The organism is Sphingomonas sp. SphC10 (assembly GCF_057004845.1).
In genome coordinates this window covers 470,191-497,007 of the sequence record NZ_CM168044.1, presented here as the reverse complement: position 1 = coordinate 497,007, position 26,817 = coordinate 470,191, and the positions used below count along the sequence as shown (strand labels likewise).

Annotated in this window: 29 protein-coding genes; 16 read left to right on the top strand and 13 right to left on the bottom strand. The window is 62.5% G+C overall.

The window, feature by feature from the left end:
* Nucleotides 1-544: 544 nt before the first annotated feature.
* The gene (locus tag ACWKSV_RS02285) at nucleotides 545-745 is read left to right on the top strand and encodes a hypothetical protein (protein WP_191864704.1); all 201 of its coding nucleotides are present in this window, start codon (nucleotides 545-547) and stop codon (nucleotides 743-745) included.
* Nucleotides 746-866: 121 nt separating this feature from the next.
* Here the strand turns inward: ACWKSV_RS02285 and ACWKSV_RS02280 are convergent, their stop codons facing one another.
* Nucleotides 867-1,088: a hypothetical protein gene (locus tag ACWKSV_RS02280; RefSeq protein ID WP_076715712.1), complete on the bottom strand. Its 222-nt coding sequence runs from the start codon at nucleotides 1,086-1,088 to the stop codon at nucleotides 867-869.
* 827 nt (nucleotides 1,089-1,915) lie between these two features.
* Here ACWKSV_RS02280 and ACWKSV_RS02275 point away from each other — a divergent pair.
* Nucleotides 1,916-2,236 (top strand): hypothetical protein, encoded by a 321-nt coding sequence (locus tag ACWKSV_RS02275; protein WP_191864705.1) that lies wholly within the window; start codon nucleotides 1,916-1,918, stop codon nucleotides 2,234-2,236.
* A 288-nt stretch (nucleotides 2,237-2,524) separates the two neighbouring features.
* On the opposite strand, the gene ACWKSV_RS02270 is transcribed toward ACWKSV_RS02275, so the two are convergent.
* Nucleotides 2,525-3,415 (bottom strand): LysR family transcriptional regulator, encoded by an 891-nt coding sequence (locus ACWKSV_RS02270; RefSeq protein ID WP_076715707.1) that lies wholly within the window; start codon nucleotides 3,413-3,415, stop codon nucleotides 2,525-2,527.
* Between the two features lie 92 nt (nucleotides 3,416-3,507).
* Between ACWKSV_RS02270 and ACWKSV_RS02265 the strand changes: the two genes are divergently transcribed.
* The 3 genes from ACWKSV_RS02265 (at nucleotide 3,508) to ACWKSV_RS02255 (ending at nucleotide 6,259) form a co-directional block, all read left to right on the top strand.
* Nucleotides 3,508-4,686 carry an epoxide hydrolase family protein gene (locus tag ACWKSV_RS02265; protein WP_076715705.1) on the top strand — a complete coding sequence of 393 codons (1,179 nt, stop codon included), beginning with the start codon at nucleotides 3,508-3,510 and terminating at the stop codon, nucleotides 4,684-4,686.
* A 15-nt stretch (nucleotides 4,687-4,701) separates the two neighbouring features.
* Nucleotides 4,702-5,280 carry an NAD(P)H-dependent oxidoreductase gene (locus tag ACWKSV_RS02260; protein ID WP_076715704.1) on the top strand — a complete coding sequence of 193 codons (579 nt, stop codon included), beginning with the start codon at nucleotides 4,702-4,704 and terminating at the stop codon, nucleotides 5,278-5,280.
* A 190-nt stretch (nucleotides 5,281-5,470) separates the two neighbouring features.
* The gene (locus ACWKSV_RS02255; RefSeq protein ID WP_081668567.1) at nucleotides 5,471-6,259 is read left to right on the top strand and encodes a class I SAM-dependent methyltransferase; all 789 of its coding nucleotides are present in this window, start codon (nucleotides 5,471-5,473) and stop codon (nucleotides 6,257-6,259) included.
* A gap of 267 nt (nucleotides 6,260-6,526) precedes the next feature.
* Here ACWKSV_RS02255 and ACWKSV_RS02250 read toward each other — a convergent pair whose 3' ends face one another.
* Complete coding sequence (locus ACWKSV_RS02250) at nucleotides 6,527-7,261, bottom strand: SDR family NAD(P)-dependent oxidoreductase (protein ID WP_076718058.1); 735 nt, start codon at nucleotides 7,259-7,261, stop codon at nucleotides 6,527-6,529.
* 82 nt (nucleotides 7,262-7,343) lie between these two features.
* On the opposite strand from ACWKSV_RS02250, the gene ACWKSV_RS02245 reads away from it, so the two are divergent.
* Complete coding sequence (locus ACWKSV_RS02245) at nucleotides 7,344-7,745, top strand: winged helix-turn-helix transcriptional regulator (RefSeq protein WP_335695369.1); 402 nt, start codon at nucleotides 7,344-7,346, stop codon at nucleotides 7,743-7,745.
* A gap of 160 nt (nucleotides 7,746-7,905) precedes the next feature.
* Here the strand turns inward: ACWKSV_RS02245 and ACWKSV_RS02240 are convergent, their stop codons facing one another.
* Nucleotides 7,906-8,820 (bottom strand): LysR family transcriptional regulator, encoded by a 915-nt coding sequence (locus ACWKSV_RS02240; RefSeq protein WP_237243573.1) that lies wholly within the window; start codon nucleotides 8,818-8,820, stop codon nucleotides 7,906-7,908.
* Between the two features lie 168 nt (nucleotides 8,821-8,988).
* Here ACWKSV_RS02240 and ACWKSV_RS02235 point away from each other — a divergent pair, with 168 nt between their 5' ends.
* From ACWKSV_RS02235 to ACWKSV_RS02225, 3 genes are read left to right on the top strand one after another with little or no spacing between them, the layout of a single operon-like run.
* A complete protein-coding gene (locus ACWKSV_RS02235; protein ID WP_076715699.1) occupies nucleotides 8,989-9,684 on the top strand; it encodes a type 1 glutamine amidotransferase domain-containing protein in 696 nt (231 codons plus the stop codon).
* 2 nt (nucleotides 9,685-9,686) lie between these two features.
* Entirely contained in the window at nucleotides 9,687-10,142 is a 456-nt protein-coding gene (locus tag ACWKSV_RS02230; RefSeq protein ID WP_037488301.1) for a VOC family protein, read from the top strand.
* Nucleotides 10,142-11,269: an NADH:flavin oxidoreductase/NADH oxidase gene (locus ACWKSV_RS02225; RefSeq protein ID WP_083706614.1), complete on the top strand. Its 1,128-nt coding sequence runs from the start codon at nucleotides 10,142-10,144 to the stop codon at nucleotides 11,267-11,269. Before ACWKSV_RS02230 ends, ACWKSV_RS02225 begins: the two co-directional genes overlap by 1 nt.
* 316 nt (nucleotides 11,270-11,585) lie before the next feature.
* Here ACWKSV_RS02225 and ACWKSV_RS02220 read toward each other — a convergent pair whose 3' ends face one another.
* Entirely contained in the window at nucleotides 11,586-11,990 is a 405-nt protein-coding gene (locus ACWKSV_RS02220) for a hypothetical protein (RefSeq protein WP_076715696.1), read from the bottom strand.
* Between the two features lie 152 nt (nucleotides 11,991-12,142).
* Nucleotides 12,143-12,841: an MOSC domain-containing protein gene (locus ACWKSV_RS02215; RefSeq protein WP_156884234.1), complete on the bottom strand. Its 699-nt coding sequence runs from the start codon at nucleotides 12,839-12,841 to the stop codon at nucleotides 12,143-12,145.
* 243 nt (nucleotides 12,842-13,084) lie between these two features.
* Here ACWKSV_RS02215 and ACWKSV_RS02210 point away from each other — a divergent pair, with 243 nt between their 5' ends.
* From ACWKSV_RS02210 to ACWKSV_RS02195, 4 genes are all read left to right on the top strand, one after another.
* Nucleotides 13,085-13,915 (top strand): integrase, encoded by an 831-nt coding sequence (locus ACWKSV_RS02210; RefSeq protein WP_156884233.1) that lies wholly within the window; start codon nucleotides 13,085-13,087, stop codon nucleotides 13,913-13,915.
* A gap of 578 nt (nucleotides 13,916-14,493) precedes the next feature.
* Nucleotides 14,494-15,486 (top strand): hypothetical protein, encoded by a 993-nt coding sequence (locus ACWKSV_RS02205; RefSeq protein ID WP_076715693.1) that lies wholly within the window; start codon nucleotides 14,494-14,496, stop codon nucleotides 15,484-15,486.
* Entirely contained in the window at nucleotides 15,483-16,091 is a 609-nt protein-coding gene (locus tag ACWKSV_RS02200) for a cytochrome D1 domain-containing protein (protein ID WP_076715692.1), read from the top strand. The genes ACWKSV_RS02205 and ACWKSV_RS02200 overlap by 4 nt, the downstream gene beginning before the upstream one ends.
* Entirely contained in the window at nucleotides 16,088-18,040 is a 1,953-nt protein-coding gene (locus ACWKSV_RS02195; RefSeq protein WP_076715690.1) for an ATP-binding protein, read from the top strand. Before ACWKSV_RS02200 ends, ACWKSV_RS02195 begins: the two co-directional genes overlap by 4 nt.
* 152 nt (nucleotides 18,041-18,192) lie before the next feature.
* On the opposite strand, the gene ACWKSV_RS02190 is transcribed toward ACWKSV_RS02195, so the two are convergent.
* Complete coding sequence (locus ACWKSV_RS02190) at nucleotides 18,193-19,347, bottom strand: DUF3800 domain-containing protein (protein ID WP_076715689.1); 1,155 nt, start codon at nucleotides 19,345-19,347, stop codon at nucleotides 18,193-18,195.
* Nucleotides 19,348-19,541: 194 nt separating this feature from the next.
* Here ACWKSV_RS02190 and ACWKSV_RS02185 point away from each other — a divergent pair, with 194 nt between their 5' ends.
* Genes ACWKSV_RS02185 through ACWKSV_RS02175 form a run of 3 tightly spaced genes read left to right on the top strand, consistent with a single transcriptional unit; the run spans nucleotide 19,542 to nucleotide 22,799 of the window.
* Nucleotides 19,542-21,161 (top strand): LA2681 family HEPN domain-containing protein, encoded by a 1,620-nt coding sequence (locus ACWKSV_RS02185; RefSeq protein WP_191864856.1) that lies wholly within the window; start codon nucleotides 19,542-19,544, stop codon nucleotides 21,159-21,161.
* Nucleotides 21,162-21,210: 49 nt separating this feature from the next.
* Nucleotides 21,211-22,344, top strand: coding sequence for a hypothetical protein (locus tag ACWKSV_RS02180; protein ID WP_076715687.1), 1,134 nt, complete (start codon nucleotides 21,211-21,213; stop codon nucleotides 22,342-22,344).
* Nucleotides 22,341-22,799, top strand: a complete 459-nt coding sequence (locus tag ACWKSV_RS02175) for a hypothetical protein (RefSeq protein WP_076715686.1) — start codon at nucleotides 22,341-22,343, stop codon at nucleotides 22,797-22,799. Before ACWKSV_RS02180 ends, ACWKSV_RS02175 begins: the two co-directional genes overlap by 4 nt.
* Before the next feature lie 208 nt (nucleotides 22,800-23,007).
* On the opposite strand, the gene ACWKSV_RS02170 is transcribed toward ACWKSV_RS02175, so the two are convergent.
* From ACWKSV_RS02170 to ACWKSV_RS02145, 6 genes are all read right to left on the bottom strand, one after another.
* The gene (locus ACWKSV_RS02170) at nucleotides 23,008-23,748 is read right to left on the bottom strand and encodes an ImmA/IrrE family metallo-endopeptidase (protein ID WP_191864857.1); all 741 of its coding nucleotides are present in this window, start codon (nucleotides 23,746-23,748) and stop codon (nucleotides 23,008-23,010) included.
* Nucleotides 23,745-24,095, bottom strand: coding sequence for a hypothetical protein (locus tag ACWKSV_RS02165; RefSeq protein WP_076715682.1), 351 nt, complete (start codon nucleotides 24,093-24,095; stop codon nucleotides 23,745-23,747). The genes ACWKSV_RS02170 and ACWKSV_RS02165 overlap by 4 nt, the downstream gene beginning before the upstream one ends.
* Nucleotides 24,092-24,721 carry an RNA polymerase sigma factor gene (locus ACWKSV_RS02160; RefSeq protein ID WP_156884232.1) on the bottom strand — a complete coding sequence of 210 codons (630 nt, stop codon included), beginning with the start codon at nucleotides 24,719-24,721 and terminating at the stop codon, nucleotides 24,092-24,094. Before ACWKSV_RS02160 ends, ACWKSV_RS02165 begins: the two co-directional genes overlap by 4 nt.
* A gap of 148 nt (nucleotides 24,722-24,869) precedes the next feature.
* A complete protein-coding gene (locus ACWKSV_RS02155) occupies nucleotides 24,870-25,364 on the bottom strand; it encodes a hypothetical protein (RefSeq protein WP_156884231.1) in 495 nt (164 codons plus the stop codon).
* Between the two features lie 104 nt (nucleotides 25,365-25,468).
* Nucleotides 25,469-26,104, bottom strand: coding sequence for a hypothetical protein (locus tag ACWKSV_RS02150; RefSeq protein WP_076715677.1), 636 nt, complete (start codon nucleotides 26,102-26,104; stop codon nucleotides 25,469-25,471).
* On the bottom strand, nucleotides 26,104-26,640 hold the full coding sequence (locus ACWKSV_RS02145; protein ID WP_076715676.1) for a hypothetical protein: 537 nt from the start codon (nucleotides 26,638-26,640) through the stop codon (nucleotides 26,104-26,106). The genes ACWKSV_RS02150 and ACWKSV_RS02145 overlap by 1 nt, the downstream gene beginning before the upstream one ends.
* Nucleotides 26,641-26,817: the final 177 nt, after the last annotated feature.

Sequence of the window (26,817 nt, the reverse complement as noted above, 5' to 3'; positions counted from 1 at the left end):
ACGCCGCAACCAGTGAAATCTGATGACGGTGAAAGAGGTAGTTGAGATCCATATGCTAATCCCGTTTGTAAGCGGGAGCGCGCAAGTCTCTCAGCCAATGGCGCCTACGATCGGATGCCAGTGATAGCTTACATATAGGCTCAATGCGCCAAATTGTAAGCCGGCATGACCTGCGACCGACGCGATCGATCGCGCCCAATGTAGAAACGGTGGCTTGGACTCAGAAGCGGTCGTTTGGGACACCCGTCCCTTTTCCCAATTTCAGAAACTCGTTCATGTTGCACCGAATGACAGATGGGAACGGTATGGATCGGTGAAAACGGACGTCGCAATAACTCACAGTTAGCCGAAACTCACTCCTTGCCTCTCACTTGCGATCTAACATTCCATCGGAATGTCCGTTGCCACCTGACGCTCAGATTTCTACCTACCGTGTAAATAGGCCAACCGGACCAAAAGCCGCAACCTATCGACCCTGAAACTGAGGTAGGTTGGTGACCCCACGGCAGCATTAATGAGATCGGCGTCTCAAGGAGGCCGCCTTATGCGCAAATATGCCCGAGATTGCGACACGACAACTTGGCTTGATGGCCTTGCCGCCGGATGCGACCCAAATGCAACGGCAGACGAAAACCCCTTTGAAAAAGACTGGCAGGACGCCCATCTTTGGCATTCTGGCTTTCTACGGGGAAGGAACGCTTTCTTCTTAGAGGATGTCGGAATCGTTACGCCATACCACGACTAAATTTTGGGTGATTTAGAAATAATTCGTCTATTGCGATAACGCCAACCTCTTCGAAAAGCCACCGCTTGCTTTCTTGGCATTCGAGCAGCGTTCGTGACGGAATGCCCAAATCTGGACGGTTTCAGCCATTCTTGAGCCACGGCAGCATCGCCCGTGCATCCCACTTCGCCGCATCAGCGCTCGCATACAGCCCGGAAACTTGCGTCGGAGCAAAATACGGGCCGGTGTACTTGTCACCTTCGTAATGGCTGTCCTCGGCAAAGCGCCACATTCCGTTCGCGTGGCCAATCAGTGCCAGCTGCCTAATCGCGGTTTCGGCGATAAGGCGGGCGTTCTCCTGCATCGTCGGGATGTTCGCCAACGAATGCTAGGGTGCAAGCCCGAATGCCCGCAATTTGGGCTGAAGCAGCCACCCTGTCCTACCGTTACTATGACCCATACCCGGACATTCACGCCTACTTCCTAGCTGTCCAAATCCTGCCGTTTGTTCATGTCAGCATTACGGCCGTTTTTGACAATGAATAGCTGATCTAAGATAGTAATTGTTGGTTCTTCGCTAGCGATCGAGCCGAACGCCCCCATATCAGTGATATCGCTGTTCGATGACCCGTAGGCGACAGCGACAGAGAGACTGAACGTGCTTACGCTTACATATCGGGAGATTCGTAATGGACCTCAATCATTTACTCTACCGACACCAGGTAGAGGTTGCTCGGACCGATACAGCTACATGCCGAGAAGCCCGGCATAGCCATCGGCAGCTTGCTGCTGGATATGCGCAACAGGTCGACGACATGGTGGGCGAACAGCGCTCATCCGACCGACCGCTTATACCGTTGGGCCTTGCCCATGACTAAGCAGTACCTTCCCTGGGCGTCGGTCGCTTCCACGGTGATGCGGGCCATTGGGTGGTAGTCTAACGCAAAGGGCTGCCTGACGGCAGCTTGAAAGCTCCAATAGGCGGCAACCTGCACAAGGAAGCGAACCCTGGCGAACGCAGTGGCGGAGCCCGCCCCAATGGCAAACGCTGCAAGCAACCGACGAGTGGCAGCTTCCTGGAACATGGTGGCTAGACCGACATCGGCTACCGGCGCGGGCAACGGGTCGGAACAGCGGCACGCTCAACAACAACGCCACCACGCGTGGCATCAATTACTTTGGAGAGACGAAATGACCACGCATGAAAAACAGGCACAAGCCGAGCGTGAGGAGAGCGCGAACATCTCGATCGGTGGCGAGGACGACGCCAGTACCGAACGTGAGGGGGATGACAGCCACCTGCATGACGATCAGAAATCGCGGTCCTTCCCGACCGCAAGCGCTCCCGAAAAGAGGGGCGAAACGAACAGTGAAGGTGAGAACCGCGCAGGTGCGGGCGACGGCCAAGATGCTGGAGCAGATGGACACGCACATGATGAAAATGCCGCCAAGGTACAGGATCTTGCCAAAGTGGGCCGACCTAACTTTGATCCAAATGCCGGCCAGGATTGAACCTGAATAAGCAGGATCCGTCTTATAAACGCTGGACTGAACCTGCCACATTGAACGATGGAGAGCGTCACCTTAAGGTGCGGCTCCCCAACGGGTTGTCAGACAAGATGTAAACTACACCAGGGCTTGTCAAAGCTTAGTCTTCGTAAGAGGCGATCCTCGGGCACGTTTGACCCAGAAGCGGACACTCGCAGCTTCCCGCCAGCTTACCAGGATCCGACATTCGTTCAGGTTGGAGGTAGCCGATACCGCGAGTATTCCTCATGTCGCCGCAGCCAACCGAAATCCTCATCCATCTGCGTGGCTCTTCGCAGCTTCGACCAAGGCGTCGATGAAGACCCGAACCTTCGCCGACAAGGCCCGGTGGCTTGGATAGAGCGCGTGGATGGCAACCTCGTGGGTACGACCGGCAGGCCACAACCTGACCAGTCGGCCCTCCTCGACAGGAGCTTTGACGAGGAAGTCCGGAAGCCGTGCGATGCCGCAGCCGCCAAGGACGGCGGGCAGGATCGCTGCGGCGTCGGAGATCACGGCGTGCGGGCGGAATTCGGCGATGCCCGCTTGTTCAGCTGCGCCGTCGTGATAGGCCACTGGCCGATCCGCATAGTCGAGCAGCGTATGGGCCTGGAGATCGGAGGCGCGAAGCGGCGTGCCGCGCACCGCGAGATAGTCAGGGCTCGCACACAGCCATGTCTTCGATGTCAGTAGGTGCTTCGCGATCAGATCGCTGTCGGCCAACGGGCCAACCCGGACAACCATGTCCACAAGTTCGGCTGGCATGTCGATGATGCGGTCCTCGATCTTCAGGTCGACGCGTACTTGCGGATAAGCCGCCATGAAGGACGGGAGCATCGGCGCGACAAGCGCGCTCGCGATCGTGAACGGCAGACTGATCCGCAATGTGCCGCTAGGCACGGCGGCAAGACCTTCGAGCGCCGCCCCCGCCTCGTCGACATCGGCGAGGATGCGAAGGGCGTGCGGCCGGAACAGGGTGCCAGCGTCGGTCAGGCGCATATGCCGGGTCGAGCGATCGAGGAGGACGGCACCGACCTGCTGCTCAAGCCTGGCCAATGCGCGACTGACCCCTGATTTTGGTAAGCCCAATGACCTTGCTGCGGCCGAAACGCTCATCAGGTCGGTGATGCGCACGAAAGCGCGAAGATCAGACAGGTCCATCATTGTTGCACCGTATGCAACACCTGTCGCGTATAGGCCATCTAATCAGGTCGCCATGCAACGACTATCCTTTCCCCGACACGAAAGGATGCACCATGAGCCCCACGATCAATCAGGCACAACCCGATGCGGTGACGGCGTTCCCGATCCACATACCCGACCCCGACCTCAGCGACCTCGCCGACCGGCTCGATCGTGTGCGTTGGCCCGACCCCGGCCCGACCACGGATGGGCGTCAGGGGCCCGCTTTGCCGACGATCCGGCGATTAATCGAGCACTGGCGGGACGGCTACGATTGGCGGTCTACGGAGGCCATGCTCAACGGATGGGGCAGCAGCAGGACCGTAATCGACGGACTGGGCATCCACTTCCTACACATCCGGTCGCCACACGCGAATGCCACTCCACTGCTGCTGACGCACGGCTGGCCCGGCTCGATCCTCGAGTTCCGCGACCTGATCGGGCCGCTCACCGATCCGCAATCGCATGGCGGCGATGCCGCGGACGCCTTCCATCTCGTGATCCCGGCGCTGCCGGGCTTCGGCTTCTCGGACAAGCCCACCGGGCCCGGCTGGGGCGTGGGCCGCACCGCCGCGGCATTGGGGCAGCTGATGCAACGGCTGGGCTACGGCGACCGCTGGATGGCGCAGGGCGGCGACTGGGGGGCTGCGGTGACGACAGCGCTCGCCCATATGCGCGCGCCCGGTCTGGTTGGCATCCACCTCAACATGGTGATGTTTCAGCCAACGCACGCAGAAATCGCCGACGCAACGCCCGACGAACAGCGGATGCTTGACGACGCCCGGCGCTATGACCGGGAATACTCGGGCTATATGAAGCTGCAATGCACCCGTCCGCAATCGGTCGCATTCGCGCTGGCCGACTCCCCTGTAGGTCTGGCGAGCTGGATCTACGCGCTGTTTCAGGACGTATCCGACAGCGATGGTGAGCCCGAGCGCGTGATTTCGCTCGACCATCTCATCGACGACGTGATGCTCTACTGGCTACCAAACTCCGGGCCGAGTTCGGCGCGCTTCTACTGGGAGGCCGCGCAGGAAATGGCGCAGCGAATGCCACACGGTCCGATCCCGTTACCGGCCGGGGTCAGCATGTTTCCCGGCGAGCAGGTTCGGCTCTCGCGGCGCTGGGCTGAAGCACGCTTCGCGGATCTGCGCTTCTTCGCTGAAGCGGATCGAGGCGGACACTTCGCAGCGATGGAGAACCCGCAGATGCTGGTCGAGCATATCCGTTCAACCTGCTGCACAATCCGATAAACTGGAGTAGTATTAGTGCACATCCTCGTCGTCATGGCGCATCCTGCCGGCCCGTCGCTGACCCGCTCCGTTGCGTCTTCATTTCTCGATGCTGGAGCAGCGCTCGGACACACCGTCGAGCTTGTCGATCTGGTGGCGGAAGGGTTCGATCCGGTCTTCGGACCTGCTGACCATGCAGCGTTCACCGCAGCTGGCCCGACGTCGCCAGATGTGCGCCGGGAACAGCAGCGGATCGATCGGGCGGATCATCTCATTCTTGTCTACCCGGTCTACTGGTGGTCATTGCCGGCGGTGCTCAAGGGCTGGATCGATCGTGTGTTCGTGTCTGGGTGGGCATTCGAGGAAGGTGTCGATGGAGGCATCGTCAAGAAACTTGGACGGTTGAACGTCCATCTGATCGCGCTGGCAGGTGCCAGCGCCGCGACCTATGCCAAGCACGGCTATCGCGATGCGATGCGCGCCCAAATCGATCATGGCATCTTTGACTTCTGCGGCGCGACGGTGGTCACGTCCGAACTCGTCGATGGGCAAACGGACGATCTCGCCTCGGTGCCAGCAAGGGTTGCCAGCCTTATTGGCTGCCACCTTGCGTGACGGCCGATGCAGCTGCGCTGCCTGACAGACCCAATTCCGGAAGTTCAGGCTCCCTTTCCTGCTCCCCAACTTCGGACATTCGTTCATCGCATCAAGAAATAGGTTTGCCATCCCGCGTCTTGTCCGCGATTGTCCGAACTCGCTGGACAGCTGCACTAGGCACGCGTGCAACCATCTGTATCATAAGACAATGTCTCACTCACCTCTGCGCTCCCCTCCCAACCCGGCCAATGCTCCCAGCGCCCGCTTCTTCGGCGACATCGGCATAACTCCCGGTGCGCGGGTACTCGATGTCGGTTGCGGCAATGGTGACCTCAGTCGGTTTGTGGCCGGGCTTGCCGGGCCAAGCGGCGAAGTCGTGGCGATCGACCGGAGCGAACAGGCGCTGGCGGTAGCGCAAGCGACCGACACGGACTTGGGTGTCGCGCACATCCAATATCGCGCGGTCGATCTTTCGGGTGACTTGCCCGATCTCGGCCGTTTTGACGCGATCGTCGGCCGTCGCGTTCTGATGTACCTACCCGATGCCGCCAAGGCACTGGAGCGGCTAGCGACGATGGCCAATCCGAATGCCGTCTTGGCATTTCAGGAACATGCACGCACCGCCCTTCCCGCAGGACTTGGGCACCTCGCGTTGCACCGCCAGCTTTATGACTGGAACTGGAGCACAGTTGCAGCAGAAGGAGGGGATGTGGGGTTGGCGCTACGGCTCGCCGAACTGATGCAGCAATTGGGGCTTTCGGTTGAGGAGGCGCGCGGCGAGGCCATCCTGATCAATCCCAACCAGCCCTCCTTCCTGCCAACACTCACGCAGGCGATGCTGCCGCGAATAGTCGAGCGAGGTATCGCGACCGTGGAGCAGATCGACCCGGACACGCTGGCGGAGCGGATAGAGGAAGAGCATCGCGCTGCGGGTGGTGTGATCGTTTGGGACCTCGCCTTCTTAGTCGCGGCTCGCGCCCAACCTGTCGCTCGCTGAAAAGTCCGCGTTGAGGCGCTGGAAGCGAGCTGAACGCGGAGAGTATGCAGCGCGACCTGTCCGGCAGACTTGCGGCCGCGACGGACCCAGTTGCGGTCATCCACGGCCGGTTTTCACGTTCCCGATTTCTGCCATTCGTTTATGTCGGCCTTCCGACACGGTTATCGCGTGGCGCGGTGGCCGGAAGGTCGCAGCTGCTATTTGGTATGGCACTCCGCGGGCTGGTTTGATGGCGCCAGCCGACCTCGGACCGACTGGCGCACTTCGTCAGATCTGAGCCAAGCCACCATCGGTGAACAGCTCGCTGCCCGTCATGAAACTGCTGTCTGATGATGCCAGGAAGGCAGCAGCAGCCGCGACTTCTGACGGTTGGCCGACATGTCCGATTGGCGTCGTCGCCCCCATCTCGATCATGGCATCACGGCCAACGACCTCGGCGGCAAGCTCGGTCAAAGTGGGGCCCGGCGACAGGACATTAACCCGGATACCCGTGCCCCGCAGATCCTGCGCCCAGCTGCGCGCCATGTTGCGGACTGCCGCCTTTGAGGCGCTGTAGACGCTGAATGCCGGAGTCCCCATGACGCCTGTGGTCGAGCCGGTTAGGATGACCGAACTGCCGGCCTCCATCAGCTTCAAGCCTTTTTGAACCGTGAAGATCGTGCCCTTCACATTGACGTCGAACGTCGCATCGACATGGTCGGGCGTGATCTCGGACAAGGGCAACAATGCACCCGTGCCGGCATTGGCGAACAGGATGTCAAGCTTGCCGTGCTCCTGCTTCACCGTGTCGTACAGCCGGTCGAGATCTCCCGCATCGGTAACCGATCCTGGGACCGCCCGTGCATTACCGCCGAGCGCCGCCACAGCTGCTTCCAGCTTATCTGCCCTGCGTCCGAACAGGTACACGAACGCCCCTTCGGCGATGAATCGCTTCGCTGACGCCAAGCCAATCCCCGTGCCACCCCCGGTAATAACGGCGATCTTCCCGTTCAGTCTGGTCATAAGTGCCTCCATTCATTGGTTGCACGCAGTTGGCTTACGGCCTACCTAAGGACAAGTATGCACCTTTTGGTAAGTACCGATAATGTCTGAAATGCTATTGGTCGACGATCCCATCATCGCGCCCATCTCGCCTGCCTTCACCTGCGGGCTCGACGCCACGCTCAAGGTCATCTCGGGAAAGTGGAAGCCCCTGATCCTGTACTTTTTGCTGCGCGGGCCCACCCGCTATGGGGAACTGAAGCGCGCCATCCGCGACGTCAGCGACAAGGTGCTGATTCAGCAACTCAAGGAACTCGAAGCGGACGGCGTCCTGCGCCGGAACGACTACAAGGAGGTGCCGCCGCGGGTCGACTACACGCTCACCGAGCTCGGCCAGAGCCTCGCCCGGGCGCTTGAGCCGCTATGCCAATGGGGCACCGACAATATGGTCGTAATGCAGAAGCTATTTGCTGAGCGTGACGGATGGGGGCGTGGGCGCAATTGAACGGCAGGCCATTGGACCTGACTAAATGAGCATCGCACCCATCGCTTCTGGATCAGCCTGGCCCGAAGTCGGCCGTTCGCGTCCCTCTTTCCGCTTCCAGGAGGTGGCCAATCGTTCGTCTCTGTGTATCGAGCGCTCCCGGATCAATCGGCCAGTGCGCTCATGCCCCCAAAGCTCCGATCAGCGCATCGCGCGCCAAGGCAACGCGGGGGTCGCGCAAGGAGGATTTGGCCCAAACAAGATAGTATGCGTTGGTCGGCACGCGGATAGGCGCTGCAATTTCGACAAGGGTGCAGGCCGTACGTTTGGCCCTGGTGAGATAGCCGGGTAGAACCGTCCAGCCCAATCCCGCGCATAGGCCAGAGCGCAGGACGCGCAGATCCGGTGCGGTCAGGGCCGGAAGCCGCGCTACTTCGATCTGGTTCGCCTCCAGCCAGTTGCGCACCAATGGCCGGTCGAGGTCATAGGCAAGATAAGGCACCGTATTAAGCGCTTCACTGAGCGGCATGCGCGCCATTTGCTCGGCTACGACGGGCGCGGCCACAGCTCGCAGGTCTTCCGAGCCGATCTCCTGATAGGCAAGCCGTGCATTCGCGGGCCGGGATGCCGTGATGCAGAGGTGCACCTTGTCATCAAGCAGCATGGCATAAAGGGCTTCGCGCCCACCGATATGCAGGCGCAGATCAAGCCCGGCGTTGAGAAGCGGCCCCAGTCTTGGCGTGATCATTTCGCCGAGAAGGTCAGATGGCGCGGCAATATGCACCGTCCCGGACATTTGAACCGACCGCGCCCGTGCCGATGCCAATGCGGCTTCGGCCCGGTCGAGGCTGCCACCAATTGAAGCGGCGAAATCGTCCGCGATCGCCGTGGGACGGACGCCGCGCGAATGGCGATCGAAAAGCGGATGGCCGAGTTGCGCCTCGAGCGAGGCGATGTGCTGGGACGCCGCAGGCTGCGTGATGCCGAGCGCGCGCGCTGCGTCGCTCAATGACCGACGGCGATAGACTTCGATGAAGGTGCGCATCTGTGGAAGAGACATTATGTTTCCATAAACTGATTTATGGATGACGGCCATTCCCGTTGGGTTTCATGATGAGCGGTGAGGCCTATCTGATCCAGTATCGACGGATCGAACAGACGCATGATCGATGCTCGATCCTGACGGGCTTTGGTGCCGGCCATCGCCGCGACGGCATCGTCACTCGCCCGCCTCCACGATCCGGCACGCAAAGGAGCCAAGCCGATGACACGCATTCTCATGATCGCCACGTCAGCCGACCGCATGACGCCCGGCACCGAGCCGACCGGCGTCTGGCTCGAAGAACTGACCACACCCTACTACGCCTTCCGCGATGCGGGCGCCGACGTGACCTTGGCCTCGATCAAGGGCGGCGCGATCCCCGTCGACCAGCGCAGCGTCAACGCCGATGGCGAGAATGATGCATCGGTCGAGCGCTATCTGAAGGATGAGGCGCTGAAGGCGGAGGTCGCCGACACGCCCGTTTTCACCGGCATCGACATTTCGGGTTACGACGCGGTGTTCCTGCCCGGCGGGCACGGTACGATGTTCGACTATCCCGGTAACGAAGACCTTGCGCGACTGGTCGAGCGGTTCGACCGCGAAGGCAAGATCGTGGCCGCCGTTTGCCACGGTCCCGCCGGACTTGTTTCCGCGAAGAAGCCCGATGGCACGCCGTTCGTGGCGGGGCGCCGGGTTTCCGCCTTCACCGACAGCGAGGAACGCGCCGTGGGCCTCGATCAGGCCGTGCCGTTCCTGCTCGAAACCCGCATGAAGGAGCTGGGCGCGCATCATGAGGGCGGCCCCGATTTCCAGCCCTTCGCTCTGCGCGACGGCAATCTGGTGACCGGACAGAACCCCGCTTCGGCTACGCGCACCGCGGAGCTGGTCATGGAAGCCCTCACGGTAAAGCGGGCCTGATCATGCGCTATCTCCACACCATGTTGCGGGTTGCCGACCCGCAGGCGACGATTCGCTTCTTCGAACTGCTGGGCCTCAAGGAAACCCGGCGGATCGAAAACGAGCAGGGGCGCTTCACCCTTATCTTCCTCGCGGCTGACGAGGATCATCGCGGCGAGGGCAAGCCCGGCCAGGCGGAGGTCGAATTGACCTATAACTGGCCGCCCGAGGATGGCAGCCCGGCCGAGACCTACACGGGTGGCCGCAACTTCGGCCACCTCGCCTACCGCGTCGAGGACATCTACGAGACCTGCGCAAGATTGCAGGCCGGCGGGGTGACGATCAATCGCCCGCCGCGTGATGGGCATATGGCGTTCGTCCGCTCGCCCGAAGGTATCTCAATCGAACTACTCCAGCAGGGCGAACACAAGGCGCCTGCCGAACCATGGGCTTCGATGCCCAACGTAGGAGAATGGTAATGGCCAAGCTTTTCGAACCCCTGGACGTGGGCGGGCTGTCGCTCAGCAACCGTATCGTGATCGCACCCATGTGCCAGTATTCGGCCAAAGACGGTGCGATGACCGACTGGCACCTGATCCATCTCGGTCAGCTGGCGATGTCGGGCGCGGGCGCTCTCACGATCGAGGCAACGGCGGTCACGCCAGAGGGGCGCATCACCTATGGCGATGTCGGACTGTGGGATGATGCCACCGAAGCGGCGATGCAGCGCGTCGTCGATGGCGTGCGCCGTTGGTCCGACATGCCGTTGATGATCCAGCTCGCCCATGCCGGACGCAAGGCGAGTACGGCAAAGCCCTGGCATGGTGGGGCGCAGATCGCGCCCGATGCCGAACATGGCTGGCAGACCCTTGCGCCGAGCGCCCTGCCGTTCGAACCAGACGAGCATCCACCGCGCGCGCTCGATCGCGATGGCCTTGCGCGTATCCGCGATGCCTTTGCCGATGCGGCACGGCGCGCCGCCCGGATCGGTCTGGACTCGATCCAGATCCATGCCGCACACGGCTATCTCCTGCACGAATTCCTCTCGCCCCTCTCCAACACGCGCGAGGATGAATATGGCGGCGATCTTGCCAATCGGATGCGCTTCCCGCTCGAAGTGTTCGATGCCGTGCGCGCGGCCTTCCCGGCCAACAAGCCGGTGACGGTTCGCGTCTCGGGCACGGACTGGGTCGAAGGTGGCTGGACGGTGGACGAGACCGCGATCTTTGCGGCAGAACTCGAAGCCCGCGGATGTGCCGCGATCCATGTGTCCAGCGGGGGACTTGACCCTCGCCAGAAAATTCCGGTCGGTCCATCCTACCAGGTGCCGCTCGCGAAGGTGGTGAAGCAGGCCGTGTCGATGCCGGTCATAGCGGTCGGTCTCATCACCGACCCGCATCAGGCTGAGGCTATCCTTCAGGATGGCGATGCGGACGCGATCGCGATTGCGCGCGGCGTGCTGTGGGACCCGCGCTGGCCTTGGCATGCGGCTGCTGCTCTCGGCGCATCGGTGGATGCACCACCACAATATCTGCGGTCCGAGCCGCATGAGGCCGGGCGTATTCTCAAGGAAATGGATCTGGCCAAGTCTACACCACGCTGCTGATCGCTCACCACCAGGGCTCTCTCGCTCCGCTTGAATTCATCGCGTGGACGGATGCGGAGTGAGGGAGCGCGCCGTAACTTTGCGGGGCGGTCAACACTATATCGAACGACCGCTAGGTGCCAGGGATCACCTCTTCCGGTCTAAGTACGGTATCGTCCGTGCGGATGCTCACCAGCAGGCCGCTGAGGTGGCCGAGACCCAATCCCGGCCGTTCGCACGTAACTTCTCGCTTCCCGAAAGCTGCCGCTCGTTCATATGAGCGGATCGGCTACCTGAGCGAGCCCGCTCGACCACTCGGAACATTGGAGATGGGTGGTTAGCGGAAGTTCTCGGCAGACCGACCCACGGGTCGTGCCTCCTCGGGCAACCGGGCTAACGCAGACGCGGCTATCGTCCTGATGCCGTTCCAACGCTCGTCCTCATATAGTGCTTCTCGCTGCCAAAAGGACGCGTTCCGCTCCACGCTCATGGCAGTAAGCGCGTCATCGAGCGGGCGGATGGCGGCTGCCTCAGCGTCCGACAGTTCGCCGAGCGCAATCATGTCGTTGGACGCGAAAAACAGGTCATTGAGGCTCAATGCGAGTTCATCGTTGCCGTAGACAACAGCAGACCTGCCGCCGGTTACGGATCGCAGCAGTTCATCAAGATGGGCAATTTGCTCCGGGGCGGGTGCAGCTAGATACCTGACGGCTTCCCTAAGCTGCTCGTCGCGGGTCGGCATCGGAAGATACTACAGCCACCCCGAATGTCCGCAAGTGGGCGGAGGGCGCCCTGCCCTCCTAGTGAGGAGATCGAGCTTCGGCCGTTCAGACCGCTCCAGTGCTACCCCCGAACCGGACGTTAGTTCAGGTCAGCAGCGTTAGTCACGGCCGTTCAGGCCGTCCTACCTATCCTGTCTTGCGCTCGCGTGCGGATCCAGTCCGCTACCTCCGACATCGCTGCCAGCGATGCGTTCTCTTCGGATGTCGCGTCGCCGTGGTTTACGATGGAGACCAGGCGCGAGAAGGGGAAATCAGGCTGCGGCCGCTCGACCAGCCTGACCTCGTCGCCTGCGGCCAGTTTTCCAGTCTGCAGCACTCGGTAGTACCACCCGGCGCGACCGGATTTGACCATGGCTTTGAGCAGCCGGTTGTCGTTGAAGCGAAGCGCCAGCTTGAAGCATGGCTGCCGCGGCTGACAGACCTGCAACAGTGCGCTCCCGATCCCATGCACGTCTCCGACTCGGATTTGCTTCTCATTCAAGCCGTCGATAGTCAGGTTTTCACCAAAGGCGCCTGGGACGAGGAGATCAGCGTGCTCCGGGTACTCTGACCGCCAGGCAGCGTAATGCTCGCTGGCGTAACCATAAACAGCCTTTTCTGGTCCGCCGTGAACCGTAAGGTCAGCTTGCGCATCGCCCAACAGCCCAAAAGCATCCAGCCCTACGCGGTGGTCGATTGGAAGCTTGATGAAGCCGCTGGGAACACCGTTAGGACCGAGCGGAGCTACCCGGCCGACTTGCACTGAGCGAAGGGAGATCGTCATTGCTGATCTGTAGAGCTTGCCAGCCCCCGCCACCAGACCGGCCGCCATCTAATGGCCTTCTGCGCTGGGACGACTGTAGCGTGCTCGACCCAGTTGTGGACACTCAGTCGAGCGTCGACGTTCACCGAAACCGGACACTCGTTCACCCCAGCCAGACGCGACCGCTAAGCGCCCCACCTCGGTCATTCAGAGTGCGCGTATTCAATCTCAAAAGGCGTCATTCGGTCAGCTAAATCACGCGTCGCGTCTGGACTGCTGCAACCGCGCCCGGTCGCTGCTATCGGGATGAGCATGCACGTCGACCTCTACCGGCGCTTCACCGAAGCGCGACCCGCGAGCGAGAGTATCGGCAGGATAATGCCATACAACTGGATTAGGATCGCCGAGCGCCTAGCCGGCGCCTGGATGGCCTATTCCTCGATGCTCGACGACTTCGCCCGCGAGGTCGCCAACGCTATGAACGCTTTCACCATCAACGTGCGCCGGCTGCACGCTTGGGCCGCGGTGCTGGACACGCTCGGGGAAGACGAACGCGCGGAGGCTATTCACGAGTTCGTCGATCCCATCGCGACGCTCTCCCTGCTCACCCCTTACGTGATCAGGTCCAGGCTGATCTTCGCGACCGCCCACCTGTGCCACCAGGTGAACCTGATTCGGGAAGCCGAATGGTTGGAATCCTCGTTACCCGTGGACGACGAGATCTGGATGGACAGCGCCGACCGGCAGGGCGCGCCTTGGCGCCGCTACAATCGGTTGAAGACGCGAATCGAGGCGATCGGCGGGCAGCGCCTCCGGAATGCCACGGCCGACTTCCGGAATGCGTTCACGCACCGCTTCTCGCCCCGCGTGGAGACCGGGATCACGAACTTCGCGACGCGGCATTTCGACCCGGCGACCGGGAGCACTTACTATTCGTTCGGCGGCACCGAGCCGCTCGGCGTCAAGGACCTGACGATCCTGCTCGATGCCGAACTCGACCGCTGTTACGCAGCGTTCGCGGCCTTCCAGGCTCTCATCGCCGAACAGGTCGCCTTCGTCACCGCCAAAAACACCGAGATGCTCACCGAAATGGACGCGCAGTCCGCCGCCGGACGCTCGGCGGCGGACCATGTGGAGACCTAACTGTCGTCCGCGCCAGCGTCGTCGCGGCATGCAATCAGGCGCTCGAGGACTTGGCGAACGCCGTCGGCGCCCAGTTCATCGTGCTGCCCCGATGTAGGTGGCGCTGATGCCGCTCCAGATGCCGACCTTAGCCGGCTAACGCGCGCTGGAGGTATCGGCTGTGCGCCCAACCGCTGCCGCGTCTGGCCTTTGCTTCGAGCACCGAGGATTCTAAGCGCATTGCTTGGTGTAGCGGATTTGACTAGCTTCCCGAAAAGGGGGGCGACGGCTTATGAAAATCGAGGGCAGCGTCGTTGCGTGATCAAGCTCCCACCGAGGGCCAGCCGCTACCGGTTGCTCGACTGTCGGGGACGAGAAGTTTAGATCCTGGAGACGAGACTGAGCGGAACTATCGATACCAGCATCAATATGGTGTGGCACTCTTGGTTGGAGTTAGGCGCGGCACCTTCTCTTATGTCTCGCTTTACTGTGAGCACCACTAAGACTTCCTAGGTGAGCGGCTGGATGGGCGCTTCGATGGCTGGCAGATAAAGACGTCGAAGCCGGAGGGTGGTGCCTGGAAGTTGACCAGCCCAGCGTTGGTCAAGTCGATCGGTCGTTTCATCGAATTGCTCCAGGCCCATCCCGTCGAAGTCGGCGATTTCAACTTCGTCTCCAACTCTGCAATCGATCATGTCACGCCGGCAAGCAAGGACGATGCCCGGCGCGGACGATGCCCGGGCCTGATGCTGCAGCACATTTCGCAATGTTCGACGGCCGGGGACATCCAGGAGCCATTCAAGAAGGCGTTCGATAGTCTCGCCGCGGAGCTGGGAGCGACGGCGGAACAATTGTTCGACGTGCTTGGCCGCCTCGCTTTCGTGAAGGGTCCGTCGCGCGAGGAGTTCGATGCCACGCTCGCGCACGAGCATCTGGGCAAATTAGGAGAATGCGCGCATCTCACCGCCGCCGAGCTCGACACGCTTCGTGACGAGCTGGTGGGAAAATTCCACCGGGCGGCTTCGCTTCATGTGACCGACCCGGATCGGCATTTGCTCGACCGGCTGAGTGGCAGGAACAGCGATCCGACTATCGTTGCGAAGCGCATCGTCTGTGCCGAGGTGAGTTTAGCACCGCCGGCAACGCCATCCAGGGCCTTTGCCTATTTCGGCGAGCCGGCGATCAATCCGGGCGGCCAGCGCCCGGCGGGGGTGCTTGAGCAGAAGCTGGCGCGTGGCGGCCTTGTGGACATGGTGGAGTATATGAAGTCGAGGGAGCAGGCGGCCGAATATCAATTTCTCGAAGACCAGGCAAATAACCCGGCCACGGCCGGGCGTCAGCTGCGCCAGGTTGAGGAGGCGGTGCACGGCGAGTGCCTTGAGGCCTATATGGCGGCCAAGACGACCGCCCAGCAGCCGTTCGGCCCGACCATGTTCACCGATGTGAGCGCGCGCCTGCGCAGGCTCGAAAGCGATCGGAAGCAATTGCTCGGCGGCAGTCCCTACGAAGTGCTGATGGGGACGGCAGCCTTGCTGACCAGCGAATGCCGCCTCTGGTGGAGCGATCGGTTTCGCCTCGAGGACAAGGCATGAGCCTCAATGTGCTCAAGGCCGCTGCCGACGCCGAAAACGCCGATGGATTGCATCTGGCACGGCTCCTTGTGCTGCTACGTAGCGCCGACAAGGCGAACAAGACCAGGCCGAAACCGGTGGAAGGCATTACGAAGCTCGCGAAGCTGGATTTCCTGTTGCGCTATCCGATCTATCTCGAACGCGCGCTCATCCATCTCGGAAAGTCGCCCGATGCCGCGGCGGTGACGCCGCGCGAGCGCACAACCGTCGAGACGAAGATGATCCGGTTCCGATATGGTCCGTGGGATGGCCGTTACCGCCGCTGGCTAAGCCTTTTGTCGGCGCGCGGATTGATCACGCTGTCGATGACCGGCCGCAAGATCGAGATAGGCCTTACCGACACCGGACGCTCAGTGGCGGACGGTCTTGGTGCCCGGCCGACATTCCGCGATCTCGCCGAACGCGGCGCCGTGGTTATCAAGGCGGTCGGATCGATGCCGGCGACCAAGCTCAAGGATTTCGTGTACGAGATCGTGCCCGAGATCACCGGCATGAAATGGGGTGAGGAGATCGGGCCGCTCGCGCGCAGCGGCCTCGCTCTGGATGTTGGGGGCGACGGATCATGAAATTCACGATGGTGTCGCTGGTGCTATCCCTGCGGAAGGCCGAGGAGGCGATTGCGTTTTCAGGAATCAGTTATTTCTGGGGCCAGATGGGTGCGGGCAAATCGAGCATCGCGCGGCTGGTCGATTATTGCCTTGGGGGCGATTTTCAGCTGTCGCCCGCGCTGCAGGCGGAGTTCCTGTCCGCAACACTCACCCTTGAACTTCAGCAATCGGTCCTGACAATCGAGCGGCAGCGCGATTCGCGAAATGTGCTCGCGTCGTGGACACGCAATGACGGACCCTATTCGGTCGTGCTGCCGGCACGCGTTGCCTCCGGCGAAGTCGTGCCAGAGACCGGGATCGAAACGCTCTCCGATCTGATTTTCTTTCTGTCGGGCGTCAATCCGCCGCGCGTGCGCAAGAGCAAGATCAAGGAAGACAGCAAGGCGGTGCGCCTGACCGTCCGCGACCTGCTGTGGTTCTGCTATCTCGACCAGGATCACATCGACAGCTCGTTCTTTCATCTTGAGCAAAGCGCCGAATTCTACCTGCGCCTCAAGAGCCGTGACGTGATCCGCTACGTCATCGGCTATCATGTCGAGCGCGTCGCCGATCTGGAAGCAGAACTCGATCAATTACGGGCCAACCGCACGGCGCGCGTCTCCTCGATCGACAGCCTCACCAAGGCGCTCGTGGAAGTCGGCATCGGATCCGAGGAGGGGATCGGGCAACGAGAGGCGGCATTGACGGCCGCGATCGCCACTGCCGACCAGAATATACGCGCCTATCGTAACGCGCCTCGCGATGCGGAAACGCTCCACGCGATCGATCGGTTGAAAGCGCAGTCCCGAGATCTTGGCAATGCGGTTGCGAAGATCGACGCCGATGCCGACGAATTGCGAACCACGCGCGAGCGCCATCTGCGCCATCGGAACGAGATCGAGATGCTCGGCCTCAAGTTCCGGCGATCGGCAGAAGCTCGCGAGATCCTCGGTGATCTGAAATTTGTCGACTGCCCACGATGTGCGCAGCAATTGCCACCTCACGCGCCGAGCTGTTGCGAAGTCTGCGGTCAGGAAGATCTCATGGATCTCGCGGACCCGGCCGAAGTCGCGGCGCTCGAGGTCGATATTGCCAGCCGGCGCGCCGAGCTCGACGGTGCGATGGCAGCCATCGACGCCAACCTCGCGCGCATGAGCGCCGAGAAGGGCCGCATCATTCAGAGCAAGGACCGGATGGAAGCCGAGCTCAACCGAGCTCTCGCCGAACAGGACTCGGCGTACCTGTCCATGGCGCTGCTCAAGGAGCGCGAACGCGCGTCGCTCGAGGCCGAACTGCACAGTATCAAATGGCTGCTCCGGCTGCCGCAGCTGCTGCAGCATCAGCGCGAGGCATTGGCGGAAATCGTCGCGCGCGAAGAAGCGACGCGCCAGGCGTTGAAGGAGGTTCGCGCGAAGGCCGAGGCAGACCGGACTAGCCTCAACCGCTTAGCCAGCTATTTCCTCGACTGTCTCGTTCGTGCCGGTGTTCCGGGCATCACATGCGACGACCGACTGGAGCTGGAGCCGCCGTCTTTCTATCCGGAAATTTATGGGGCCGACCCGGCCGACCCCACTGCTTCCACGTTCACGTCGCTCAGCAGTGGCGGCAAGAAGACACTGTTCAAGTGCTGCTTCGCGATTGCGATTCACCGTATCGCCACCGAGCTGGATGCCCCGCTTCCCGAGCTGCTGATCATCGACTCTCCGATGAAGAATATCAGCGAGCGGGAGAACCGCGATCAATTCGAAGGCTTTTACAAAATGGTCTACGAGCTCAAGGCAAGCGAGCTTTCGTCGACGCAGATCATGCTGATCGACAAGGAGTTTTTCGCTCCCCCGCCCGGCCTTTCCGTGAGCGCGGCGAGTCGACACATGCAGCCCGACAGCAGCGAGCATCAGCCGCTGATCCGATACTATCGGGGCAAATAGCCACTGAGCCGGTGCGCCCCAGACTTGCGTCTTGCCGCTACCTTCCCGTTGCCGCAGTGCCCTCCGAGCCCAACTCCTTAGGCTGGCTCTATTTGCTCTGCTCGGTACTGCGAGGCCGCCGAGCCGTCGGCGCTTGTTGGACTTGTCTGCGACTAGGCGCTGGACCCCTTTGCCGCCGCATAGTCCGCGACCGCCTTCCTCCGATTATCCTCCCCGATCTGATACAGCTGCGAGGCGCGGGCCATCGTCTCCGAATCCGGCTCGTCCGCCTCCATTCGCCCAACCTCGGCAACCACGTCGGCGTGGATTGCTTCGGCCGTGAAGACGTTCTGCCTGCCTCGACGGCGCGCATAGTCCAGGATCGACTGGCAGCCGGCAGGCAGGTCTTGCCCTCGCAGACTGCGGGAGAGCAGCCATAGAATCACGTCGGTGACTTGGATGCCGGCGCTGTCGCGGGCGCTCGTGATTTCGAGACGACTGCCGAACACGCGGCGGAGCATCGCCCTCTCGCCGAGCGGCATGTCGATGAAAGCCGCGCCGGCGTTCGCGTAGAAGTCGTGCCAGAACGCGAGCGAGGCGGCGAACTCCGATTGACGATCGTGACGGATAACCTCGACCGGTCGGCCCCACTCGTTGGACTGCGTCTCCACCCCGGCAAGGAGGTTGCCAAAGCCAACAGTGTTGGGGAGGTGGCCCTGACGGGCGACCTTGTCCTCCGAGAATATGTCTATCGCCTCCGGGTTCGCCATCGCCCAGGCTAGACCCTCGCCGATGACCTCCCTCGATCTCGCATCGGGCAGTCGTTCGACGCGCTCGAGGACGCGGCCGCAGAACTGGATGAGTTTCTCGCGTGCCCGGCTAGCGTTCACCTCCATGAGGGCGTCCCAGAACAACTGTGCTATCTCCTCGTCGAGGAGCCAGGCGAACTTGAAGGCCATCGTCATACGCACGGGCCGCATGAGGAAGACCTGGGTCGGGATGGCCCGGTTCTCCGCTGGATCGAGAAGGGTGTGGAAAGCCTTTGTGCCGAGCACGTAGCGTTTCTCCACGACGCTGGCGAAGAAGGACGGCCCGGCGCGTCGCAAGATCGAAAGCAGGTCCGGCGCAATCTCCTCCAGCCTGCAGACGCCCAGCTTGCTTGCGTGCAACTCGTCGTCGTCGAAACGCCGGGCGAGCTCGCGCACCTGCGCGCCAAACCGAGTGTCGAAGTCGCTACGCGTCATCAGAGCTGCGGTAATGAAGAGCGGCTGGTCGGCGTCGAGGAGGCGCGCACCGGTGTTTCCGGTCTCGTCTACATAGGCGAACAAGTGGGCCTCCGTGGTGTCGGCTACCTCGCATCTAGCAGCTAGCCTTCTGCGCTTCTATTTGAAACATGCTGAGATCGCAGTTCTGGACATCGCAATTCGATGTCAACTTTCCCTACTTCAAGCCTGCGAAGCCGTCAGTCCGCAACCGGCCCATTAGCGGCCCTCGCGACGACCTTCACCGCGAGCGGCTGGAATTGGGCGTCGCCAGCCGCAACCGCTGGAAGCGACGCGTTTCTATCGCGGGCAAAAGGCCTTATCATAACCCGATGATCGCCGACGATGGATTTGACGGACTGGCCGCGGCCGAGGCGCTCGACAGGGTCGGCGCGATGGTCGACCTCGCCGGCGACCGCAATGATGCCGGCCTGACAGCGCGTGCCTTGGCGCTGAGTGAACGCCTCGCGTCGCGGCCGGGATTGACCGCCGAAGCCCGCATCCTGCTCCACTATTTTCGCGCTAACGCCTTCGACAACGAAATGCATCATGCAGGCGACGCGCAGAGCTGGTCCTGGGAGCTGGCGCATTACGACCAAGTGCTGCTCGAATTGCGCAGTGCGGTGCGCGAAGAGGGCTTTGCGGACCTCGACCAGTTCCGCCAGTGCCAGATCCTGACCAACCTCGGTAACAAGCTAAGTGCGATCGGCCGGCCTTGCGAAGCGCTCACGCAGTGGGACCGGGCGATCGCGCTCAACGCCCGTTTCGCGATGGCGCTCGGCAATCGCGGCCATGGCCTGATCGCCTATGCCCGCTCGCTCTACGATCGCGGCCATGCCGGAGTGCTTATGGGCAGCGCATATGCGGCGCTGACCGCCGCGAGCGACGCCGATGCGATCTTCGATTCACACGAGAGCCTGGCGCTGGCCAAACGGTTCGAAGCGATGGCCGCGCAGCTCGCCAGCACGCTGCCGCTCGACGCCATCGCGCAGGATCTGAACCGCGAATATAGTCTCGGCCGCTCGCGCGCCGAGCGAAGCTATCGCCGTTGGGCGCTAGACAACCGCCTTTTCCTGAGTCCGCTCAACGATCTTGGGCCGTACAGCATCGCCGCGCACGATGTCCTGCATCTGCCGTCGATGACGCTCGGGCTCGTCGACGCCGGGCCGGGTCCGCCGGTCGCGTTCGGTTTCTACAACCAGCTCAAGCAGGAATATGTCTCGGCACGCTGGCTCTGTTACGAGGGTCTGAGCGAGCATCGGGCGCACTTCAGCGACCGCGAGACCCATCTTTTCGACACGCTCAGTATTCCCGCCTATTCGCTCGCGGTGGAGAAGACCAAGATCGCGTTCCGGCTGGGATATTCGCTGTTCGACAAGATCGCCTTTTTCATCAACGACTATTTCCGGGTCGGCTTGCCCGAGCGCGCGGTCAGCTTTCGTGGCATTTGGTACGAGCGGAAGGGCGACCCCAAGCCGCTCAGCACCGTCTTCAAGGATCGCGAGAACTGGCCGCTGCGCGGCCTCTACTGGCTGTCCAAGGACATCTATGAGCCGGCCTTTCAGCAGGTTTCCGAGCCCGATGCCGAAGGACTGGCCGACCTCAGGAATTCTCTCGAACACAAATATTGCCAGGTTCATGAGGACCTCGGCCTTGGTTATAGCCGGTTTGCTCCGCCCAACGGCAACGACCTTGGCTTTCGTATTGGACGCGATTTGCTCGAAGCCAAGACGCTCCACATCCTCAAGCTCGCGCGGGCCGCGCTTATCTATCTGTCCCTGGCAGTGCATCGTGAGGAGGCGGTCCGCCGCGCTGCCCGTCCCGAGGGCCTTGTCGTCTCGACGCCGCTGTGGAAATGGAAAGAGCGGCGACGGCTGTGATCCAGTGCAGCGCGACGCGCGGGTTCGTTGGCGGCGAAGGGGCAACATCATGATCGCCGATCCCGACCACGAGATCTTCGAATGGCCTTGGCCCGAAGGGCCCGGCGCCGAGCATGTCTTCGCCAAGCAATTCGAGCTTGCCGGTCTGCTCGCAACGCGCGTGCCGGTGTTCATGGATACCAATTTCTGGGTCTGGGCGCGACAGGCCGCGTTCGGCGAGACCGACGAAGCGGAACTAATTTCGCTGCTTGGCGCGCTCAGGATGGCGGTGCAGTCGGGCAAGGTGTTCTTCCCGATTACCCACGATTTGATCGAGGAATTCAGCAAGCAGCCACCTGAGCGTCTCGAACGCACGATGATCCTTGTCGATCTGCTCAGCCTCGGCGTTGCGATGGTGCCGCATCACGAGCGCGTGGCGATCGAAATCGAACGGTTCACCGCGCGCGCTCATCCCGAGCATCCGCCGAAGCCCCGGACGCTATGGACGAGCTACGCCTTCGCGCTGGGATATGAAGATCTGCGGCCGCCCGGCATCGCGGTCGATGATGCGTTGTTGGTGCTGATGGCCGAGACGGCATGGATGGCGCCGCCCTCGCGGCTGGCGCGCAATCTCGACGCGGCGATGTTCGACGCGCGTGCGCGAAGCCAGCGCCTCGCCGATCTTCTGAACGAACAGGCGGCGCTTCATGCCTATGAGCTCGACGGGCGGGCGAGCGCGGTGCGCCACGAGGTGGCCGGCGCGGCGAGCATGATCGAAGGCATCGCAGCGCGCGAATTTCGGCGCATGGCCGAGGCCGCGGGCCACCTGGCCGAAGCCCGGGATATCCCGAAGAGCCGGGCGGTAGGCAAGCGCATCGCGAGCATGGTGGCGATTGCGCTCGAACAGGAGGTCAACCAGCGCGCGTTCGGCAGTCTCTATATCGGCGCCATGCTCCACGCCGCGATCCGTTCGGAGACCAAGCGCAAGATCAAGCCGAACGACGTTTACGATTTCCGGCACGCGGCCGCGGCGCTCCCGCATTGCTGCGCCTTCTTCACCGACGGGCCGCTCGCGAAGCTGATCACCAGCGGCCATATGAAACTCGACCGGCTGTACGATTGCACCGTCGTCGCGACGCCCGCCGAAGCGATCGCGGTGCTGGGCGACTTGGTGATCGGCACCGACCGGGCCGCGCAGGCATGAGCCAAGACCCGCGGCCGGACGACATGGCGATCCGCGCTGCAGCCAGGGAATTTCGCGCAGCGTTGGACGCTATCGACCGGACGCATTGGCAGCATATCCATGTCGGCAACTTCCCGCGCGGCGCGTGCGGCCATTGCGCCGAGCTGCTCGCGCGCCATTTGCACAAGCGCTTCGGCATCACGCCGGACTATGTCAGCGGTAATCTTGAGGGCGAGGACGGCCGGTTCGAGTGCGGCCACGCGTGGCTCGAATGGAACGGCCTGCTGATCGATATCTCGGGCGACCAGTTCGGCTGGGCGCCGGTCATCGTGACCCGCACGCCGGGACCCGATTACACCGGCAGCCGCCTCAACACGCGCCATCGCTGGGCGCTCGACCCTGATTGGTGGGGCCGGCAGTGCGGCGCCGTCTGGCACGCCGCGCAAAGCTATTTGGCGGGGACGGCCGTGCGGTAGCGCGCTCATGCTTTGGCGATCGCGGCCTGTAGCGCGGCGCGAAAGCGGCCCTGCCGGTTTCCTCCAGTGATCGACCTTCAGATCCTTGCTCCAATGGATGAACGAAAGGCCGGCTACACCGATGGTCGCTCAAAAGCGGCCAGTCCGCTTCCCACCAGATGAATGCCGGTCGACTTCCTATCGGTATGTCCTGTAGCTTACCCTGAGACTATGCCACCACGATAAGATGTATGGCCCGACCGCATGCCATCCGGTCGATGGCGTAGAGCGCCTGTGTGTCTTTCGCGCCTTGGCCCAAGAACCATTGCTGCGCTGGTGCAGCGAACGCGACATTCGCGCGAGACCATCCATAGCGATCAGCGGTCGCGCTAAGGCCTGATGCCGCAGACCGGACAAACCAAAGAGGGTTCAGGGCGGCTGACCGTCTGAACCATCGGCGCCCGTCCGCTTCTTCGACGACAAGGGCGAATGCCGCAGGATGAATTTCAGCAAGCCGCAAGGCGGCAGCCATCGCGCTGACGCTGAAAGTGGCGGCAACTTGATAGACGAGACCGAATGACATCGGGACGCCAGCGACCAATGGTTCCAGCATAAAGCGGGGCATGAGCAGACCGGCAGCATACCCGTCCGCCTCGCGTTCGCAGCCCGCCGCACCGACTTGTTGGTCGGCGGCGCCATGGCAGATCAGCTGTTGGCCGCGATGGTGGTGCCAATGACCGAGTTCATGTGCGACGGAGAAACGCTGCCGGACGCGGCTGGCCCGGTCGTCGACCGTGATGATGGCTCGGTCGCCCAGGCCGACGATCCGCGCATCGCCAACGGCAAGCCGACGATAGCGTACCACCGCGCCCACGGCATGGGCGATGACCTCGACATCGATCTCGCCCGGTTTGGTGATGCCGAGGTCATGCAGCAGACGCTCGGCAGGCGGTACGACTTTTGCCGTCACGCAGGGCGGTCGCCTGTTTCGTTGTCGAGTTCGGCCAGGTCGTCGATCAGGTCGTCGATGTCGTGGTCGTCGTTGCCACGGGCAGCGAGGGTCAGGCGGAGGTCGGCATCGCCCGACATGGCTTGCCGCAATTGTGCTCGCAGACGCGCCCGATCGATCGGTACGACCCGAGCGTCGGCACCGGCATCGAGTTTGGCCCGAATCGCGCGCAGGTTCGCCTTCTTCACTGCCAGCTGCGCCTGAGCGATCTCCGCCTGCAGGTCGGCCAGATCAGGCTCAACGTCCTCACCGTCGAGGAAGTCGTCCAGCAGTCGCAGCTGCATCAATTCGTCCGCGTCGGTGGTCATGGTATGCTCCTGTCCTTGGCGGCGGCCGCCAGCTTGCGCTGCAATTGCTTGCGCACCGATGCGAGGCCTTTGGCATCGAGCCCCAGCCGGTTCTGCAAGGCGATGCCCTTCTCGCCGTCGAGCACCGCATCCAGCAAGGTGACCAACTGCGGGTCGTCCCCGATCGACTGCTGGATCGCGGCGAGGGTCCGCCGGTAATGCAGCGCATCATGCCCGACCTGCTCCGGGCTGGGCGCCAACGACGCCATCGCCAGCGTATCGTCGTCGAGGTCGAGCGGGACCGGGTGCAGGCCGTCGCGTTCGGCTTCCCGTTCCTGAGAGGTCAGGCTGCGCATGATCCCGATCAGGAAGTTCACGATGTCGTAGCCGCGCCGACATTGGCGACGACCATCGAGCGCCCGGACGAACGCCTCCTGCCGAAGGTCACTGGCAAGCATGTAATGCCCCTGCGCCAGATAGAGAGACCGCCGCCGCAGGTAGCTGTGGTCGGTTGTCGTCATTGCCTCCAGCATCGCATTGACCTCGGCAGTCGAATAGACATCGGCGGGCGGCTGAACCGGTGTTGCTGTCGGCGTGACGGCTGAGATGACGGCCTCCCTTACTCTATAAAGCGGACGGCTCGGCATTCTCGGACAGAAGCATGAAATATTTATTGGCCGCTGTCCGAATTTGTGAGGTCGTCCGCTTTATAGGTAGAGAGGTTTTGTCACCGGGATGCTGAGCCGTCACGATCGGTCGACGCGATGATCGACCGACAGTGTCAGCCGGTTTGGATCAGGCTGCCAGCGGCCGGGTCCGGACGGCAGCACGATCGGCGAAAGCTGCGCGGCGAGCGACCAGCTTGGCGAGCCGCGCCTCGGCGCGGGCAATGCCCTCGTCACGGTCAGCCGGCTGGTTGGCCAGTTGGATCAGTTCGCCAGGTGCGAGCCGGTACGCCTTACGGATGCCGGACTGCGGCAGGATGATCGCCCGCGATCCATTGCGGCTCAGATACAGGCGGCAGTCGGTCTGCAGGTGGCAGATGCTGTCACGTACCGCGCACAGCGTGATGCCGGTCAACTGGTAGCCGTCTTCGCCATCGGCAAAATCCAGATATACCACATCGTTGCCGCTGCTGTGCGCGATGGCACCGATACGCAGTCGCCCCTCGGCTCCGCCCATTTCGCCGGCGAGGATCGCCGCGCCGGGCTTCATCGTGCGGCTGCCGACCAGCATCTGGGCGACTGCCTCAGTGTGGCGGCGGATGATCGCGGTCTTGTCTGTCGTCATTATCTTCTTCTCCATTTTCATCCCCGGATAGGGGACCGTCCTCCTTCCTTCGTGCCTTGCCCCCGGCAGGTGGGCGGGACCGCTGCGGATCCCGCCCGTCATTGTCAGCCGTCGCGGTAGCGCGGCACCCAGACGTCGTAAAAGGCTTCCCACTCATGCTGGAACCGCGTCTGCGCGGTTTTGGCGACAAGATCGGGGTGCACCTCGCCCCAGCCAGAAGAGCGATGGACGCGCGCCATGCAGACGACATGGGCGTGAGGCCGGCGAGCGGACAGTTCGTCACCTGGCATATGCACGACAGTCATGCTGCTCAGTCGGCGGTGCAGCGCGAGCTTTTCCAGTGTGTACTTGCCGACCAGCGACAGGATGTCGGCGGGTTGCCAGCTATGTGGGAACCGCATGGTGAGTACGACAGCCAGCAGCTTTTGGTGCGCTTTCGTTTTGGCGTCATACCCCTGGAAGATAGTTTCGAGCGCGCCAGGCTCGACCGCGACACCGGGCGCGGTGACGATGCGGTGCATCGTGCAGGTGATCGGCCACAGGCCATCTGCCAGCCAATCCGTATCAGCCGGCTTGCTAGGTTGCAGCTTGGCGCGGGCCAGATCGGCAACGCGGTTCTGCTTTCCCTTCGCACTCTTGCGCAGCAGGGCGTAGCCGAAATCCGGCGTCGAGCCGAGTGGATCGTCGTACACCATGTCGTCGGCGTCCGACGGGCTGATCCAGGGCAGAGGCTTGCTCATCAGCGATCCCCCCAGACAGCGCCAAGGAAAGCATCCGCTCGCGCCAGCCCAGGTTTTAGATCGCAGCCGCCATCAGCGGCGGACAGCCGGGCCGGCCTCATCGGGCGCAAACGACCAGGGGAAAGGCGGAAAATCGCGTCGCTCTCGTCCGGTTCTGCAGGATCGGGCACCAGCCACGCCTCGGAGGTACGCGATAGCCAAAGTCGGCGGACGTGATGCCAGACGGTGCCGTGGCGTTGCCACTCTCCGACCGCGCAATAGAGCGTGCGGCTGCCGATGCTCGACGCTTTCACCACCAGCGCATCGCACCGGGCAATGCGGGTGCCGCGCTCGACGGTGTCGAGATCCCCGCGTGACGGCTCGATCGACGGCACCAGCAGCAGTTCGGCGGCGGCGATGTGTAGGTAATTGCGAAAAGGCGCCGGGATGATCGGCACCGACCGATCGATCCGCCAACCGGCGCGCTCGGCGATGGCCAGCGCTCCGGACAGGGCGCGCGCCTGTGCGAGCTCGCGCTCTCGATTTACGATGTACATGGAAGACCTTGATTTTGCGCGGGAACGGCGGGCTGCTCGCCGGCCCCGCACCATCATTTCGCCTCTACGGCACAGCCGCAGGCCCCTTCCAAACCATCATCCCGGCCGGCCCGGCCGGTCTATCCTTCGCCTTCGCGATGAAGGCGACGCGCCTGGAGGGCGTAGCAGATTACCGAG

What these genes read in the sequence shown, in the direction of transcription:
- ACWKSV_RS02285 (WP_191864704.1), top strand. Translation starts at nt 545, where the DNA reads ATGCGCAAATATGCCCGAGATTGCGACACGACAACTTGGCTTGATGGC.
- ACWKSV_RS02280 (WP_076715712.1), bottom strand. Translation starts at nt 1,088, where the DNA reads ATGCAGGAGAACGCCCGCCTTATCGCCGAAACCGCGATTAGGCAGCTG.
- ACWKSV_RS02275 (WP_191864705.1), top strand. Translation starts at nt 1,916, where the DNA reads ATGACCACGCATGAAAAACAGGCACAAGCCGAGCGTGAGGAGAGCGCG.
- ACWKSV_RS02270 (WP_076715707.1), bottom strand. Translation starts at nt 3,415, where the DNA reads ATGATGGACCTGTCTGATCTTCGCGCTTTCGTGCGCATCACCGACCTG.
- ACWKSV_RS02265 (WP_076715705.1), top strand. Translation starts at nt 3,508, where the DNA reads ATGAGCCCCACGATCAATCAGGCACAACCCGATGCGGTGACGGCGTTC.
- ACWKSV_RS02255 (WP_081668567.1), top strand. Translation starts at nt 5,471, where the DNA reads ATGTCTCACTCACCTCTGCGCTCCCCTCCCAACCCGGCCAATGCTCCC.
- ACWKSV_RS02250 (WP_076718058.1), bottom strand. Translation starts at nt 7,261, where the DNA reads ATGACCAGACTGAACGGGAAGATCGCCGTTATTACCGGGGGTGGCACG.
- ACWKSV_RS02245 (WP_335695369.1), top strand. Translation starts at nt 7,344, where the DNA reads ATGTCTGAAATGCTATTGGTCGACGATCCCATCATCGCGCCCATCTCG.
- ACWKSV_RS02240 (WP_237243573.1), bottom strand. Translation starts at nt 8,820, where the DNA reads ATGGCCGTCATCCATAAATCAGTTTATGGAAACATAATGTCTCTTCCA.
- ACWKSV_RS02235 (WP_076715699.1), top strand. Translation starts at nt 8,989, where the DNA reads ATGACACGCATTCTCATGATCGCCACGTCAGCCGACCGCATGACGCCC.
- ACWKSV_RS02230 (WP_037488301.1), top strand. Translation starts at nt 9,687, where the DNA reads ATGCGCTATCTCCACACCATGTTGCGGGTTGCCGACCCGCAGGCGACG.
- ACWKSV_RS02225 (WP_083706614.1), top strand. Translation starts at nt 10,142, where the DNA reads ATGGCCAAGCTTTTCGAACCCCTGGACGTGGGCGGGCTGTCGCTCAGC.
- ACWKSV_RS02220 (WP_076715696.1), bottom strand. Translation starts at nt 11,990, where the DNA reads ATGCCGACCCGCGACGAGCAGCTTAGGGAAGCCGTCAGGTATCTAGCT.
- ACWKSV_RS02215 (WP_156884234.1), bottom strand. Translation starts at nt 12,841, where the DNA reads ATGGCGGCCGGTCTGGTGGCGGGGGCTGGCAAGCTCTACAGATCAGCA.
- ACWKSV_RS02210 (WP_156884233.1), top strand. Translation starts at nt 13,085, where the DNA reads ATGCACGTCGACCTCTACCGGCGCTTCACCGAAGCGCGACCCGCGAGC.
- ACWKSV_RS02200 (WP_076715692.1), top strand. Translation starts at nt 15,483, where the DNA reads ATGAGCCTCAATGTGCTCAAGGCCGCTGCCGACGCCGAAAACGCCGAT.
- ACWKSV_RS02195 (WP_076715690.1), top strand. Translation starts at nt 16,088, where the DNA reads ATGAAATTCACGATGGTGTCGCTGGTGCTATCCCTGCGGAAGGCCGAG.
- ACWKSV_RS02180 (WP_076715687.1), top strand. Translation starts at nt 21,211, where the DNA reads ATGATCGCCGATCCCGACCACGAGATCTTCGAATGGCCTTGGCCCGAA.
- ACWKSV_RS02175 (WP_076715686.1), top strand. Translation starts at nt 22,341, where the DNA reads ATGAGCCAAGACCCGCGGCCGGACGACATGGCGATCCGCGCTGCAGCC.
- ACWKSV_RS02165 (WP_076715682.1), bottom strand. Translation starts at nt 24,095, where the DNA reads ATGACCACCGACGCGGACGAATTGATGCAGCTGCGACTGCTGGACGAC.
- ACWKSV_RS02160 (WP_156884232.1), bottom strand. Translation starts at nt 24,721, where the DNA reads ATGCCGAGCCGTCCGCTTTATAGAGTAAGGGAGGCCGTCATCTCAGCC.
- ACWKSV_RS02155 (WP_156884231.1), bottom strand. Translation starts at nt 25,364, where the DNA reads ATGACGACAGACAAGACCGCGATCATCCGCCGCCACACTGAGGCAGTC.
- ACWKSV_RS02150 (WP_076715677.1), bottom strand. Translation starts at nt 26,104, where the DNA reads ATGAGCAAGCCTCTGCCCTGGATCAGCCCGTCGGACGCCGACGACATG.
- ACWKSV_RS02145 (WP_076715676.1), bottom strand. Translation starts at nt 26,640, where the DNA reads ATGTACATCGTAAATCGAGAGCGCGAGCTCGCACAGGCGCGCGCCCTG.